Origin of the sequence: Paenibacillus sp. FSL H8-0259 (genome assembly GCF_037963255.1) — a bacterium.
GTDB lineage: Bacteria > Bacillota > Bacilli > Paenibacillales > Paenibacillaceae > Paenibacillus_AQ > Paenibacillus_AQ phytohabitans.
Window position 1 is genome coordinate 7,254,942 of record NZ_CP150147.1, and the last position, 14,002, is coordinate 7,268,943.

Here is a 14,002-nt window from a genome sequence, read left to right on the forward strand (position 1 = left end):
ATTTTTCGCAGAAAATACTCTGAAAATTCTTGAAAACGTGCTATTCCATTGCAATTTTATCAATTCGGCAATTTATTCCTGCGAATGAGCAGCGAAGCTCCAGCAATACAAGCAACGATTAACACGGCTGCTGAGATCATCGGCCCGCCGGTTACTCTGCCTTCTGCAAGCACGTCGGCAGACATTCCAGGAAGCGCTGCAGGCAACCAGGCAGTCCTGGAAGGCAGCAGGCTGTGGGCAAGACTCATGCCAACAGCCAGCAGGAGAGCAAACCCGGCAGCAGCAGGTCCGCGCAGCCAGGCGCTGAAGAGCAGCGTAAGTGACACCGCACACAGCAGCCAGAGTGCATAGAGTCCTGAAGCCGCCGCAACTGTGCCCCAGGCCAAGCTCCCCATTAGCTGGACTGTATAATAAGCCGCTCCCGCGACCCCCAATACCAGTGCAATTATCAGCACTGTGAAATTTGCCGCCCATTTGGCAACAACGATGGATACCGGTGAAACAGGTCTGGCCATCAGCAGCTCGGCTGTCCCGCTGCTCCGCTCCCCGGCCAGGCTGTTCATTGTCCCCAGCGCCAGAATCAGGATGCCAATCGTTCCGTATTGGCCCAGAGCCTGAGCCATTACCGCAGCGGCCCCAGGCATCTCGTAGCTGTCCATAAATCCTGCCGGGACATTTGAAGAGGCTGCCAGTATATCAGCCATATAAAAGGTGACCAGCGGCTGCATGATACCCAGAATAATGAACACTACAGGTATCCAGATCAGCTTATAGCTGCGCACTGCCTCCAGCATCTCTCTCGAATACAGGGCCCAGAGCTTGCTCATGTTCCCACCACTTTCATAAACAGGTCCTCCAGCGTTGATGAACCTGCTTCAAATTGCAGCAGCGGAATATCCAGCCCTGCCGCTTCCTGCAGAATCATCCGGCGCGCGAGCCCGACATCGCTTACGTTAAAGACTGCCCTGCCGTCCGAAATACTTGCTTCTTCAATAAAAGCTTTGTGCTTAAGCTCCTCCAGCCACCGGACAGCCTTGTCTTCCTTCGCTGTGGTTATTCTGATAACCGGAAGACTGTACTCTGCCCGGAGACGGGCCAAGGTCCCCTGCACAGCTATAGCTCCCCTGTTCATCAATATGACGTCATCGCATATCTCTTCCGCATCATGCAGCACATGGGTGGAGAAAATCACAGTTGTCTCTTCCCGGATGTCCCGCAGCAGCTCCATCACTTCCCGGCGCCCTATAGGATCAAGCGCAGAGACAGGCTCGTCAAGCAGCAGCATACGCGGGCGGTGCACTAAGGCCTGGGCCAGCCCCAGGCGCTGCTTCATACCGCCGGAATATCCGCCGATCCGGCGGCGCGCTGCGGAGCTAAGCCCCACGCGCTCCAGCACTGCGCCCGACACCGCTGCCGCTTCTTTGGCGGCCATGCCGCTAAGCTCGGCGGCAAAGATCATATATTCGAGTCCGCTCATCCAGCTGTAAAAAGCCGGAGACTGCGGCAGATAACCAAGCTGCCGGCGGTAATCCGTTCCGGGAGGAGCGCCGCCAAAGGAGATGCTCCCGCCGGTAGGCGGGAGCAGACCGGCAAGCATGCGCAGTGTGGTGGTTTTGCCTGCTCCATTGGGTCCCAGCAAAGCGACACAACGCCCGGCTTCGGCCCCGAAGCTGATGCCGTCCACGGAGGGATGTCCGCCAAAGCTTTTGCGGAGATTCGTAACCTCAAGCAGCGGCATCAGAGTTCTTTCCTTCCCAGTGTGAAATAAGCTATACTTCCTAGCAGGTTACCAAATACCAGGAGCAGCACCCACATCCATTTGGGCCCGCGGACCTGCTCTGTCCTGGCCAGCGAGATCAGACCCACAACCGCCAGCAGAATCTGCAGCGCCAGCAGCGGCGCAATCAACCCCCAGTTCACTTTATCCATCCGTGTACCCTCCATACTCCAGTTTGCTATTCTGAGATCGCCTTCCATGTCCGCCTTCAACGCTCCTGCCGGGCCTTCCGCCGGGCCGGGAGAACTACGAACAGCAGATAACACAAAGCGGGTGACGGGAAACCGGTGAGGCCCCAAATCCCCCAGAACCAGGCCATTCTGCCCTTCCCTCTGCCCTGAGCATTACGGAACAGCCAAGTCCCCTGCAGCATTAGTACAGCAGCTATACAAAGCCACAGCCACAAAGGCGCCTTCTGCAATTCACTCACTCTTCAGCATCCTCCCGTCGCAGCCTGATCCGTGCTACTCCCAGACTGCCAAGTGCTGCCAGGGGAAATAGCGCCTGCAAGCCCCAAAACAGTGCCGGGGCAGAGTTTAGAATAGACAGCACTACGCTGAGCAGGAGTAGAGCCACCATAGAGAATATCAGCAGTTCCCGGCGCTGCCGCTTCACGCGGCGGATTGCTTCTGCCGCAACAAGCTGCTCCAGCTCCGGCAAGGAGGGGGGCGCCACATCGGCATAGTACTGATCCAGAATCTCCAGTTCTGCTGACAGCTTATTCAGCAGCTCTTCATCACTGTTAAACCTCATCCTCTTCCAGCTCCTTTCGCAGTTGATTCAATCCGGCTGCTACCCTTGATTTGGCCGTGCCGGAAGGGATCTGCAGCATCTGGCCGATTTCATCATAGCCATATCCGTAATAATGCTTCAGCAGTACAGCCATTCTGTGGGCAGTAGACAGGCGGGATAAGGCATCAAGCACTTCACTCCACTCCATATTCCGGCTCTCAAACCTCCAGCGGATACTGCGGCTTCCCTGCTCCTGAGCCTGCTCCTTCTGCCACTTCAACTCACGCTTCCACCGCCGCTTGCGGTCGATGTAGAGCCGGCTGGCAATCGTTATCAGCCATGAAGAAAATGCAGAGCTTCCATTGTAACTTCCCATCTTCTCCATGCATCTGACCATTGTATCCTGAGCCAGTTCTTCCGCAAGTGAAGGGTCCATTGTAGCTTTAATCAGATACTTGTACAGGAAGGGATAATGCTCCCGCAGCAGCATAGCTGTTGCCTTGGCATCCCCCTGCTGCGCCAGTCTGATCTTCTCCAGCGTCCCGTCGCCCATAGTCCCTCCTCTTTCTCTTCCTCACCTCTGTAATACGATTATGTATTGTAGATCGTTCATTCAGGGTCAGAATTATTCTGCAATTCCCACAGCCTGCGCCTCCACGGCTGGACGGCTCCCTTGCCTCTGGGGAAGCGCCAGAACAGAGATATCTTGTTATCCCCATTCTCTGCAGCATACTCGACGGAATTCTGCTCCGCCACGCCTTCCCCGTCTGTTCTCAATTCCCCATAGTCAAGTTGGTGATGCATATCTTCCTTCATCTGCTTCCTCCCATGAAATTAAAGACATATAGACAAAAAAAGAACGCAAACCGGGATTATTCCACAGTCTGCGTGCTTCGCGAGGTAAATGTTACATTTAATTAACATTATTGTAGCAACTCTGTATCTTCTTGTCCATCTCTAATTTCCCGAATTATGTCATAACCGGTATAAACACGCCGTTACATAGGAACGTATGGGTTATTTAGCTTCTCAAACCCGATAGAGGTGCGCGGACCATGTCCGGGAAATACCCTCACTTCTTCATCCAGCCGGTACAGCTTACCGCGGATCGAATCAAACAGATCCCGTTCTCTGCCGCCGGGAAGATCGGTGCGTCCTACTCCCATTTTGAACAATACATCGCCGGAGAACAGATCATTTCCGCACAGGAAGCTGACACTCCCCGGTGAGTGTCCAGGCGTATGCAGCACCCGGAAGGTTAAACCGAGCAGCTTCAGAATCTGGCCTTCCGCCAAATCGTATTCTGCCGGATCTGTACTGACCGGAGGGGAAGATTCAGGCCACATCAGCGAGCCGTTCAGCTTGGGACTGCCCAGCCAATCACTCTCCAGAGCATGTATATACACAGGGCACTTCTTAGCCTTGCGGACCTCATCCAGACCGGCAATATGATCAAAGTGGGCGTGAGTCAGCAGGATAGCCTCTATTTCCATACCCTCAGCAGCACGGAGAAGAGCAGCGGGATTGGCACCGGGATCAATAATCACACCTTTGGCAGGGTCGGCTCCTGTCAGGAGATAAGCGTTCGTCTGAAGCGGTCCAAGATTATAAGACCTAATATTAAGCATCGGCATTAGAATCCGGAGATCAGACTGCGCAGCTCTTTGGCAATAACCGCGTGTGATTCCGTTCCTTCTCCGTAGGCTTGGCCCATGGCTTTGCGCACTTCGGTGATTTTGCCCTCATAATCCGCAGCTTCGCGGTCCGGGTTCTGCTGTTTAAACTCTCTCATCAGTGACTGTACATGCTCCGGACGCGGTCCCCAATGGCCCAGCACATAGCCGCCGGTATCGGCAAAAATCACGATCGGAACCGAACGTCCGCCCATGGTCAGGAAGTTATCCATAACATCCTGATTCTCTTCCAGAATCAGAACTTCAGTCTTAATGCCTGCCGTCTCCAAGATGCGGAACACCACAGGGACATTACGAACCACATCCCCGCACCAGTCAGCAGCCAGAATCAGTACCCTCAGATCATCCCGGTGATTCAGGCTCTCGAAATATTCCCGGTCACCCTCATCTGTCCAGGCAAACTTCTCATACCAGGATTCAAAAGCCTGCTGGTTCTTCGTCATGCCTTCCACGAACTGGCGCGGGGTCAATCCCTGACCAAATTTAGAAGCTACATTCTGTTTCATACTGCACTACCTTTCTTCTTGGATTTGTACCACTTGAACAGGAAATACAGAACAATAACCGCAAGTGCGGCAAGAATGATTTCATGCGTATACTTAGCTGCGACTTCATCAATAGTCTCCCATTTATCGCCGAGAGTATATCCGAGATATACAAACAGTGCACTCCATGGAATAACAGCCAGCGTGGTCAGCATAGTGAACTTACCGAGCGGCATGCGCGAAATACCAGCTGGAACAGAGATCGCATGACGGACAACCGGGATAAAACGGGCGGTGAAGATTACTCCGGTCCCGTATTTCTGGAACCATTCTTCAGAATGGTCAATATGCTTCTTTTTGATAAAAATATACTTCCCGTACTTCTCCAGCACCGGTCTGCCGCCATAACGGCCGATCCAATACACAAAAATCTGGGCGACTACCCCGCCAATTGTACCAAACAGAACCGCGCCAAAATAATTAATATCTCCCTGCGAGACCAGATAGCCGCCAAAAGCCAATACAATCTCACTTGGTATGACTTCAATCATCAGGCCAATCATTATTCCGAAGTAACCCAAACTCTGAATCCATTCAAATAAATGCGAAATCAGTTCAGATATAAAATGCAACTGCAGCTCTCCTTCCGTGTATTGCGTAATCAGCCTGGCACTCTGCTGGCAGAATCCTAAGCCTCGTCCGCTCTATGTATCCAGCTTCTCCTAGCCTATTCTAGCATATGCAGGCTTACGACTTCTACTTATGGAAAATGGACATTCGGTTCTCTGCTATAGAAAAGCAGGTATTCCAGCATTGACAAAGTGTGGAATGAAGATCTATTATACATTTAGATAATTATTTAAATGTCGAAAGGGGGCTGCGGAGTTGAATGAATCCTTCAAGGCGCTGGCTGATCCGACCCGCAGACAGATTCTCCGCCTGCTGCGGGAAAAGGATAGGACGGCCGGAGAAATTGCCGATTTTTTCAATATGTCCAAACCCAGCATCTCCCATCATCTGAACGCACTGAAGCATGCGGGACTGGTGCAGGACGAACGGAAAGGCCAGTTTATTCTCTATTCGCTGGACTCCACGGTGCTCGAAGAGGTGCTGGGCTGGTTCCTGGAATTGACGGGTACGGGTAAGGACGGTACGGAGAGTAAGACCATTGCGGATAAACCGGCTGAAGATGCGTTAGGCTCAAAAGGCGCAGGTTCAAAGGGGACCAGGAGCCGGGAGCATTATTTGGACACGGAGGGTGAATCAAGATGAAGGATTTCCAATGGAAATGGCAGGACACACTGATTGTCATTCTGGGATTGTTCTCGCTGGGCTACGCATTGTTGAATTACGGCAGGCTGCCGGATCAGCTTCCTGCCCAGTTCAGCATTACAGGCAAGGTTAACACTTACTGGAGCAAGGGCTCCCTCATTGCTTTTTTCTCCTTCATGGGACTGATCTTCCCTATAGCCATGCAGTTTATGCGTACAATTGATCCCAAAAGAGAGAACTACACTAAGTTTCAAAGCGCTTATAAAATGATCCGCCTGGCAGTGGGCATTATATGCGATGCTGCACTTGTGCTGTCGGTCACGCACGGTCTGGATGAGCAATTTGCCGCCGGGAAGTGGGCTACTGTGAGTCTCGGGCTGCTGTTTATAGTGATCGGAAACTTCATGCCGCAGATCAGGGATAATTATTTCACGGGTGTCCGTACACCCTGGACGCTGGCTAACCCTGTAGTCTGGCGGAAGACCCACCGTCTCTCCGGAATCATGTGGGTGATTGGCGGACTGCTGATTGCACTGGGGGCATTTATGCCAAAAGCTCTGTCGGTCAGCATGATCATTACCGCCCTGGTTATCGCTACTATCGTGCCTTATGTGTATTCGTGGCTGATCTCTAGGAGGATCAAGGCCTGAAGCCGGCAGCAGGACTGCACCGAGATTCGGAAGAACACTACTGGAGATGCACATGTAATGAATTCAGCCGGACAGAGTGCCTGCTTAGAGCTTCAGTGTTCAGCGGGCCACAATCTTCTCCCGCTCCTCAAGCGTAGCCAGTGCCTGCAAAGCTCTCAGCCGAAGGTAAACCCCTTCGGCTTGCTCATTGATCCCGAAGCCGCGGTCATTATGCCGCCGGCCTGCACTATGCTCCCTGCCGGCAAGCAGGCTGTATTGCCGCAGCAGTTCCAGTCCGGCAGCTGCGCTGTCTGCAGCCCTCTGCCTGTTCCCTTCCGCCCATCCGCGTTCGGCCATTTTAAGCATCCCTTCAATCGCCGCCAGTCTTTTGGCGGCGTTAAATATGTCCGCCTTCAGGCTGCGGCGCACCCAGTACAAGGCCTCACCCGGATCGCGGCCTTGCAGATAACGCTCTGCAAGTTCCCAGTGCAGAGCAGCATCTCCGGGGGAAAATTGCAAACTGTCCAGCAGCAGGTCCATTCCCTGCTCCTCTGGAAGCAGCCGTGATAATGCGGCCGCCGTCTGCGGCTCTCTTGGATTCCATGCCAGCGATTGCCGCAGCAGCGCAGTTTGTGCAGCAGGATCACCGCTTACGCGGGCGGCCTGCTTGTACAAAGCAGCCCCTCTCATTGCCTGATATGAAAGGATGCTTAGCATAAAGGTCAAGACGCAGAGAACGGCGATTGCTGCATACGGCCATGATCGCCGCAGCCCTGTAAGGATGGCGGTATCCTCCGCAACTGGCCGATGTATGGTTTCTGCAAGAGCCCATGCAGGCAGCAGCAGGAGCAGCAGCCATATCAATCCGTAGCTCCAGTCAAAATCAACTGCGCTATGCAGGATGATGACAAGCAGAGGCGGAAGCAGCCTTGGTGACGCCTTGAATACGAGCCAGCCTGCGGCCAGCAGCAGCAGGAGGACAGCAGCCAGACCGGCTGTCCCCAGATTGAGCAGGATGTCGAGATAACCGCTGTGCACCTGGCTGCCTACATAGGGGCGGGACTGGGCGGCGAGGTACGAATGCCGCCAGGTCTCGCCCCCGCGCCCCAGCCAGGGCGCCTCTGCCGCGAGCTTCCAGGCATCGCGGTAGAAGAGCCCGCGCGCGGCGGCCGTCGGGGACGGCCCCGTGATCCGCGCGCGTACCTGCAGCAGGACGGCGCTGGCTGCCGCCGTCCAGGCCCCCGCCGCCAGCGCCAGCATGGCGGCGCGGTGCCAGCCCGCCGCGCGGCAGCTGCGGCGGTGCAGCCATAGGCCGGCTAGCAGCGCGCCGGCCCAGAGCCCGGCCAGCAGCAGCAGGCCGGGCAAGGGCTCTGCCGCCAGCCCGGTACGGGCCAGCTGGCGGTACAGGAGCGCCGCGGCGGCCACAGGCGCGGCGCCGGTGATTAGAAGCGGCGCGGACAGCTGCCGCTTCCAGAGCAGGGCTGCGGCGCCGGCGGAGGCCGCAGCCAGCCATGCGCCGCGCGACTCGCTGAGCAGCAGCGCGGCGGCGTACGGGAACAGCGGCAGCAGGCGCGCCGCTGTCCGCCACAGCTCTGCAGACCAGCCCCGTGCACGGTCCGCTCTGCTTACCGCTCCACCCTTCGCTCCACCCTCCGCTTCACCGCTGGCTATGTTCTCCTGCTCCGCTCTGCTTACCGTTCCATCCTTCGCTCCACCGCTGACTATGTTCTCCTGCTCCGCTCTGCTTACCGTTCCATCCTTCGCTCCACCGCTGGCTATGTTCTCCTGCTCCGCCCGGTTTACCGTTCCACGGGATGCTTCAACCTCTCCCTCTGCGCAGTCTTCTCCACTCACGGTTCCCGAAGGACCAGTCAGCCTGAAGCCATAAGCAGCAGCAAATAGCCGTTCCAGCAGAAACACGGCCATCACCGCGCCAAAGGCATTCGGATACTGGAGCAGTCCGGCCAGCCGGGCACCGGTCGCACTGACCTCAGGTGACTGGCTGTAGGCTACCGCGTAAGGAACCGGCAGGCCACCGCATACCGCCAATAAGGCAGACAGGCTGATCACGAGACCCAGCAGATGCCAGACCGCTGCAAGAAGAGTTCCTCCCCGGCGTGTTCCCGCCACAAGTACAGCAAATACAGCAAAGCTGGCGTAGAATCCCCAGCGCAGCAATTCATCCAATGTTCCCTGCGAGGATAGGGGGCCACGGAATGCATGAATAGCGTAAAGAATACAGATGACAATGCAGCAGCCCGGCAACAACCATACAATCGCCCTCAACCCCGTAACTCTACTCATACTGCCCTCCAACATACGGCCACTCCCGGACACTGCCTCATCTGCTGCCTGCGTTACAGCAATCTTCCCGGCATTATCTGTCACCAACCGCACACTTCCGGCTAACCTCTCAGCTTCAGCTATATCTTCCTTCACGCCCCCTCCAGGTAGCGCCCGCACGGTCTCCGTCTTCCCCGCCGGCCCCCCCTGCGGCTTTAGCCGCTTTTCCCAGCCGGAGGCGGCATACAGGACAAGTCCTCCTAGGGTTAGAACTCCGCACAACACAAACCATAGGGTCAGGAAGAGATACATTTCCTTGGCAAAAAAGAATCCTCGCAGCACACAGGCCGCTCCGCCCGCTGCTATCACCGCCAAACTGCAAGCCAGAGTGACCGCCATTCCTCCGTACTGCTGAAACCGATTTATCCGCATTTCTAAATCCCCTATTCTTATTGTTGCTTACAGTCTTCCCATATCTATAGCAATGCAAAAGAAAGTCGCTATATGAACCACACTTAAGTCTAAGATTGGGGAAATAAACGCTTAAGAGCTGGTAGTCAAGCGGGATTATTCGAAATGTTGTATGTATTACAACTTTGCTTCAGAAATACCCGGGTGTTTGGATGGATTGTTGTACAAAATACAAGAATAGTTTCATAAATCGGCTTGGGGGAGGGGAAATGCTGCATTTTGTACAACAATTCCCGATTAGAGGCGGCATAATGAAAGAATTGTTGTATTTGATGCAAGAATTTAATTCAGGGCATCACAGATGGCCCTACAAAAGTACGAAAACAGCACTAAAATAGCACTAACAATACGAATTCACTACAGATGCGCTACAGCAGCACCACAGCACCACAGTACCACAGTTAGCACTACATCAGCACTCCATCAGCGTCTACAGCTGCACCACAGCTGCACTCCATTAACACCACAGCAGCACCGCAATAGCGGCCGAAGCTTCCAATAGCAATCCCAAGTGGAACCGACTTTGCGGTCCTATTAAAGGACGGCACCCTTTCAGCGAGAAATAAATTATATTTGCACAAAAACAGCCGCCCCCCATAGGAAGCAGCCGTTCTGTCATACTCTGAACTATTAAGTTGATTAATTAAGCTCCGCATTCCCCCCGGGCAGCAGATCAGAGCAGACGCGCTCCAGATAAGGCTTGGCAGCGAGAAAATCGCGGAACGCGGTGTACTCGCGCCATTTGGCGGCGTTGTCGCCGCTGTCGCTCCGCACGGCACGGATTAGAATGTTCTTCGGCGTATGCTCCATGTCGATGAATTCCAGCAGCTGGCTGCGGTAACCCATCAGATCGAGCAGCTTGGCCCGGATTGCATCCGTGGCCAGTGCCGAGAAGCGTTCCTTCAGGATTCCGTGTGACAGCAGCGGACTCAGCACATCGCTCTGCACCTGGGCGAACAGCTCATGCTGGCAGCAAGGCACCGAGAGGATGACCGATGCGCCCCAGCGTACCGCCTTCTCCAGAGCTGCATCTGTAGCTGTATCACAGGCATGCAGGGTAACAACCATGTCCACCTGGTCCAGTTCATTATAGTCAGCGATATCACCGACAAGGAACTGCAGACGGTCGTAGCCCAGCTTGGCAGCGAGGGCACCGCAGTGCGCAATGACATCCGCCTTCAGATCAAGACCGACTATATTCAGCTCCCGCTGCTCACGGACGGCCAGATAGTGGTACAGTGCAAAGGTCAGATAGGATTTGCCGCAGCCGAAATCCACAATCGTCAGCGGACGGCCTGCCGGAAGATCACCGAGCACATCCTGGACCATCTCCAGGAACCGGTTAATCTGGCGGAACTTATCATATTTCTTAGCCAGCACTTTGCCTTCGCTGTTCATAATGCCCAGCTCTACGAGAAACGGCACAGGTTCTCCTTCGTCAAGGACATACTGCTTCCGGCGGTTATGTGCCAGGTCCGGTGCCTCCTGTTTGCTGGCAGACTTGGTCAGAATGGACACCTTGTATTTTTTGCTGATCAGCACCTGGTAGTCGGCACTGGCGGTACAGAGCAGGCCTTGGCGGAAGGTCTCTCTCAGCAAAGCCAGCATTTCCTCAGCGGCATCCTCTGCCGGAATATTGCGGTGTTCGACCTTAGGGCCGATATAGTAGGCGAACTGATAGTGCAGCTTGCCCTTTAATTCAACAGGTTTGATCTGCACTTTGCTGTAGGTGACCCCACCCTTGCTGCGCAGCTGGCTTAATGTAGCCGTAATCAGCGTACGGCCGGTAATCACTTGGTCGATCAATGCTTTCAAAGATTCCAATGGGTACATCTCACTTTCAATTTATAAATGGAGCACGTTGTCTCCTGAATATCGTTATATTATAGCATTAACCGTAAGCTTGCTCCATTCTTCCCCGCCCTGCTGCACTTCCTCCAGAGGAAGCCCCCCCTGGGCTAACCGCTCCGGACTCAACAGCAGCAGCCGTCCGTACAGCTCCCTGCCCTCCGCCGCAACATCCTCCCCTTGCTCCCATAACCGGTACAGGCTGTTCTCCGCTTTGGCGTAATGTCCCATGGATTCCTGGTAGGCCATCAGCAGCCGCTCTGTTTTGGCCGGGAGGCGGTAAGGCTCTACTTCCTCCAATAACTCCTTGATATCGCCCGTCATGTTCAGCAGCTCACGGTCCGCACCATGCAGATCCGCATACAAAAACAGATGCAAGGACCGCATCGCCCTGAACAGGGCTTGATCCTGATCCCCTTTTGCCGCGTAAATACCGCCTTCCTCCTTCAGCAGCCGGGCTACCCCTTGCAGCTTATCGGACTCCAGCACACCGCCGAGACGAAACATATCAATAATGTCCTCTACGGACAGCGAATTGAGCAGACGGGAATTTATGCGGAAATGCCGCATCAGCAGCTCGTCCACTTCCCACAGGGCTTCTGTTGTTTTTTTATCCTGCTTCAAGGTCATTACCTTGGCAACCATTGCCGTCATATCCTCGATCATGCGCACGATATAATCTCTCCGGAACATGTTTGCTCACCCTTTCGCCTTTGAAATCATCTTAAACCATTCCACCCGCCTGCGCCACCTGGCATAACCCCTGTCCTTCAGCCAACACTTGTTACAATGCTACTGATTGCTCTTGACATAAAGTAACAGCCTCAAATACAATACAAATAACCAATCTGAAATCCAGATCACACTGTTACACAGATCGATTTATAGGAGGAAACGTGATGTCACAACCCGCTGACCCGGGGCAAAGCCAGCCGGAAGCAGCTGCTTCAAGCAAGTCTCAACTGGAAGATAACGTACAGCCTTTGAAGGTCACCCCGGAACAGGATAAGCTGCTGGAAAGCGCCTTACGGATTAAGATCATGCATACACTGTCGGGGGAACCCCTCACGTCCAAGCAGGTTGCCGGGAAGCTGAACAAGACACCGGGGAACATCCACTACCACATCATCAAGCTCTATGAGGGCGGGCTCCTGGAGCTTGTCCGCACCGAAGCAGCAGGAGGCATCATCCAGAAATTCTACCGCTCCAAAGGGACGATGTTCCGCTCGGAACAGCTTAGCAGCTTCCACTTCCGCCAAGAAGACCAGGTGGAGCATTTCATTACCAGACTCACCCTCTCTCCTCCGGAGCTTGCGAAATTCCATCAGGAGATGCTGGAGCTGATCACCGCCTGGGAATCTAAAGTGACTGCCGGTGACGAGTATGGTGTTGAAATCGTGATGGGCCGTCTGCAGTCTGCTGAGCCTGCTCCGGAGACGGATACAGATGCGGAGGTACAGGAGTAGATGAATACCGCCGCTCCTGCCGGACAGGAAAGGCGCAATCCGCTGCAGGGTTTCGCTGCTCCTTTTGTCCGCTCACGCGCTTTTCCCTATCTGTGGCTGGGACATTTAATTTCATTCCTCGGCAGCTCGGTGACGATGGTCATTCTGCCCGTCCTCGTCTATTCACTGACCGGATCAACCACCACGATGGGTCTGGTTATGGCCGCTTACATGCTGCCGAATGTGATCATGCTTCCGGTATCCGGACATATCGTGGACCGTTACGACCGTGTGCGGATTATGATGCTGGCCGATATTGCCCGCTTTGCCGTGATGATGATAACGGCAGTCTTGGCCCTGACCGGAATACTCAGTATTCCGCTGCTCTATATCCTGGTAGCCTTCTACGGCCTTCTCGATGGTCTATTCCAGCCTGCTTATGCTGCAGTCCGGGCCACAGTATTCACTCCGGACATCCGCGTGGCTGCGAATTCACTGACCCAAATCACTACCCAGTCCGTACGCCTGATCGGCCCCGCACTGGGCGGCCTGCTGATCACTCACCTGTCCGCAGGTGTCGGCTTCGGCCTGGATGCCTTCACTTATCTGATCTCCCTAATCTGCCTTGTCTACCTGCGCAGAGTGCTGATCGTCAAATTACAGCCCGGACCCGCCGCAGATTCCGCGGCCTCCGTTCTTCCGGATACTGAAGCCCCGGATACTCCTAACTGGAAAGAGGATTTCATCGAGGGAATCTCCGTTCTGCGCAGCCACCCCTGGCTGTGGATTACGATTCTGGCCTTCTGCTTCATCAACATCTGCTACGCGGGGATCAGCAGTGTCCTTCTTCCCTGGCTCTTCAAGGTCCATCACGGCTGGCCTCCTTATGTCTACGGGCTTGCCGTTACTTTCTCCGGTGTAGGCGCAATTATCGCAGGCTTGCTGTTCGGACTGCGGCCGAAATGGAAGAACCGCGGCATTATGGCTTACGGCGGTGCTATGCTGGGTGGTGTGGCTCTGCTGCTGATGCCGTTTGCGGGTACTCCGGCTGCAGCCATCGCTTTCTTTGCACTTGAAGGCTTCGGGCTGATGATATTCGGACTGATCTGGGAGATCAGCCTGCAGGAGCTGGTTCCGAAGGAAGCCTTCGGACGGGTAGCCAGTCTCGATTTATTCGGCTCCTTCGCCCTGCTGCCGGTCGGCTATATCTTTGTCGGCTGGCTGGCCGACCTGATTGGCGGGGTTCCGACCATAATTATTTTCTCCAGTCTGGGACTTACCTGTGTCGCTCTCGTGCTCTGCGTTCCGGCTATCCGTAAATTTCAATAAAAGCCGCAGCGCGGCCAGCACAAAGAAGCAGCACTCC

General features: G+C 54.7%; 16 protein-coding genes and 1 pseudogene. 4 read left to right on the forward strand and 13 right to left on the reverse strand.

Features of this window, described 5'->3' with window-relative positions:
• Positions 1–59: 59 nt before the first annotated feature.
• The 10 genes from NSU01_RS31055 to NSU01_RS31100 form a co-directional block, all read right to left on the reverse strand.
• The gene (locus NSU01_RS31055) at positions 60–827 is read right to left on the reverse strand and encodes an ABC transporter permease subunit (RefSeq protein WP_076248488.1); all 768 of its coding nucleotides are present in this window, start codon (positions 825–827) and stop codon (positions 60–62) included.
• Positions 824–1,738: an ABC transporter ATP-binding protein gene (locus tag NSU01_RS31060; RefSeq protein WP_076248486.1), complete on the reverse strand. Its 915-nt coding sequence runs from the start codon at positions 1,736–1,738 to the stop codon at positions 824–826. Before NSU01_RS31060 ends, NSU01_RS31055 begins: the two co-directional genes overlap by 4 nt.
• On the reverse strand, positions 1,738–1,929 hold the full coding sequence (locus tag NSU01_RS31065) for a PLD nuclease N-terminal domain-containing protein (RefSeq protein WP_042139999.1): 192 nt from the start codon (positions 1,927–1,929) through the stop codon (positions 1,738–1,740). The genes NSU01_RS31060 and NSU01_RS31065 overlap by 1 nt, the downstream gene beginning before the upstream one ends.
• A 56-nt stretch (positions 1,930–1,985) precedes the next feature.
• Complete coding sequence (locus NSU01_RS31070; RefSeq protein WP_076248484.1) at positions 1,986–2,207, reverse strand: hypothetical protein; 222 nt, start codon at positions 2,205–2,207, stop codon at positions 1,986–1,988.
• The gene (locus NSU01_RS31075; RefSeq protein WP_076248482.1) at positions 2,204–2,530 is read right to left on the reverse strand and encodes a YxlC family protein; all 327 of its coding nucleotides are present in this window, start codon (positions 2,528–2,530) and stop codon (positions 2,204–2,206) included. Before NSU01_RS31075 ends, NSU01_RS31070 begins: the two co-directional genes overlap by 4 nt.
• Entirely contained in the window at positions 2,520–3,062 is a 543-nt protein-coding gene (gene sigY, locus NSU01_RS31080; RefSeq protein ID WP_076248480.1) for an RNA polymerase sigma factor SigY, read from the reverse strand. The genes NSU01_RS31075 and sigY overlap by 11 nt, the downstream gene beginning before the upstream one ends.
• A 56-nt stretch (positions 3,063–3,118) precedes the next feature.
• The gene (locus NSU01_RS31085; protein WP_039303119.1) at positions 3,119–3,325 is read right to left on the reverse strand and encodes a hypothetical protein; all 207 of its coding nucleotides are present in this window, start codon (positions 3,323–3,325) and stop codon (positions 3,119–3,121) included.
• 182 nt (positions 3,326–3,507) lie between these two features.
• A complete protein-coding gene (locus NSU01_RS31090) occupies positions 3,508–4,137 on the reverse strand; it encodes an MBL fold metallo-hydrolase (protein WP_076248508.1) in 630 nt (209 codons plus the stop codon).
• A gap of 5 nt (positions 4,138–4,142) precedes the next feature.
• A complete protein-coding gene (locus NSU01_RS31095) occupies positions 4,143–4,709 on the reverse strand; it encodes a thioredoxin family protein (protein ID WP_042140001.1) in 567 nt (188 codons plus the stop codon).
• Positions 4,706–5,320: a DedA family protein gene (locus tag NSU01_RS31100; RefSeq protein ID WP_039303123.1), complete on the reverse strand. Its 615-nt coding sequence runs from the start codon at positions 5,318–5,320 to the stop codon at positions 4,706–4,708. The genes NSU01_RS31095 and NSU01_RS31100 overlap by 4 nt, the downstream gene beginning before the upstream one ends.
• Before the next feature lie 253 nt (positions 5,321–5,573).
• Here NSU01_RS31100 and NSU01_RS31105 point away from each other — a divergent pair.
• A pseudogene (locus tag NSU01_RS31105) lies at positions 5,574–5,810 on the forward strand (autorepressor SdpR family transcription factor); the annotation flags it as partial.
• A 146-nt stretch (positions 5,811–5,956) separates the two neighbouring features.
• Positions 5,957–6,610, forward strand: a complete 654-nt coding sequence (locus NSU01_RS31110; protein ID WP_076248478.1) for an SdpI family protein — start codon at positions 5,957–5,959, stop codon at positions 6,608–6,610.
• 99 nt (positions 6,611–6,709) lie between these two features.
• Here NSU01_RS31110 and NSU01_RS31115 read toward each other — a convergent pair whose 3' ends face one another.
• The 3 genes from NSU01_RS31115 to NSU01_RS31125 form a co-directional block, all read right to left on the reverse strand.
• Positions 6,710–9,304 carry an O-antigen ligase family protein gene (locus tag NSU01_RS31115; protein WP_076248476.1) on the reverse strand — a complete coding sequence of 865 codons (2,595 nt, stop codon included), beginning with the start codon at positions 9,302–9,304 and terminating at the stop codon, positions 6,710–6,712.
• A 678-nt stretch (positions 9,305–9,982) separates the two neighbouring features.
• Complete coding sequence (locus tag NSU01_RS31120) at positions 9,983–11,176, reverse strand: SAM-dependent methyltransferase (protein WP_076248474.1); 1,194 nt, start codon at positions 11,174–11,176, stop codon at positions 9,983–9,985.
• A gap of 45 nt (positions 11,177–11,221) precedes the next feature.
• Positions 11,222–11,884 carry a DUF6483 family protein gene (locus tag NSU01_RS31125; protein ID WP_042140004.1) on the reverse strand — a complete coding sequence of 221 codons (663 nt, stop codon included), beginning with the start codon at positions 11,882–11,884 and terminating at the stop codon, positions 11,222–11,224.
• A 206-nt stretch (positions 11,885–12,090) separates the two neighbouring features.
• Here NSU01_RS31125 and NSU01_RS31130 point away from each other — a divergent pair, with 206 nt between their 5' ends.
• Both NSU01_RS31130 and NSU01_RS31135 read left to right on the forward strand, forming a co-directional pair.
• Positions 12,091–12,657 carry a winged helix-turn-helix domain-containing protein gene (locus tag NSU01_RS31130; protein ID WP_052422110.1) on the forward strand — a complete coding sequence of 189 codons (567 nt, stop codon included), beginning with the start codon at positions 12,091–12,093 and terminating at the stop codon, positions 12,655–12,657.
• A complete protein-coding gene (locus NSU01_RS31135) occupies positions 12,658–13,965 on the forward strand; it encodes an MFS transporter (protein WP_052422111.1) in 1,308 nt (435 codons plus the stop codon).
• Positions 13,966–14,002: the final 37 nt, after the last annotated feature.

Bases quoted from the DNA above. Each gene is read 5' to 3' on its own strand.
- NSU01_RS31125 (WP_042140004.1), bottom strand. From the start codon at position 11,884: ATGTTCCGGAGAGATTATATCGTGCGCATGATCGAGGATATGACGGCA.
- NSU01_RS31090 (WP_076248508.1), bottom strand. From the start codon at position 4,137: ATGCTTAATATTAGGTCTTATAATCTTGGACCGCTTCAGACGAACGCT.
- NSU01_RS31110 (WP_076248478.1), top strand. From the start codon at position 5,957: ATGAAGGATTTCCAATGGAAATGGCAGGACACACTGATTGTCATTCTG.
- NSU01_RS31095 (WP_042140001.1), bottom strand. From the start codon at position 4,709: ATGAAACAGAATGTAGCTTCTAAATTTGGTCAGGGATTGACCCCGCGC.
- NSU01_RS31055 (WP_076248488.1), bottom strand. From the start codon at position 827: ATGAGCAAGCTCTGGGCCCTGTATTCGAGAGAGATGCTGGAGGCAGTG.
- NSU01_RS31060 (WP_076248486.1), bottom strand. From the start codon at position 1,738: ATGCCGCTGCTTGAGGTTACGAATCTCCGCAAAAGCTTTGGCGGACAT.
- sigY (WP_076248480.1), bottom strand. From the start codon at position 3,062: ATGGGCGACGGGACGCTGGAGAAGATCAGACTGGCGCAGCAGGGGGAT.
- NSU01_RS31135 (WP_052422111.1), top strand. From the start codon at position 12,658: ATGAATACCGCCGCTCCTGCCGGACAGGAAAGGCGCAATCCGCTGCAG.
- NSU01_RS31075 (WP_076248482.1), bottom strand. From the start codon at position 2,530: ATGAGGTTTAACAGTGATGAAGAGCTGCTGAATAAGCTGTCAGCAGAA.
- NSU01_RS31085 (WP_039303119.1), bottom strand. From the start codon at position 3,325: ATGAAGGAAGATATGCATCACCAACTTGACTATGGGGAATTGAGAACA.
- NSU01_RS31065 (WP_042139999.1), bottom strand. From the start codon at position 1,929: ATGGATAAAGTGAACTGGGGGTTGATTGCGCCGCTGCTGGCGCTGCAG.
- NSU01_RS31120 (WP_076248474.1), bottom strand. From the start codon at position 11,176: ATGTACCCATTGGAATCTTTGAAAGCATTGATCGACCAAGTGATTACC.
- NSU01_RS31130 (WP_052422110.1), top strand. From the start codon at position 12,091: ATGTCACAACCCGCTGACCCGGGGCAAAGCCAGCCGGAAGCAGCTGCT.
- NSU01_RS31115 (WP_076248476.1), bottom strand. From the start codon at position 9,304: ATGCGGATAAATCGGTTTCAGCAGTACGGAGGAATGGCGGTCACTCTG.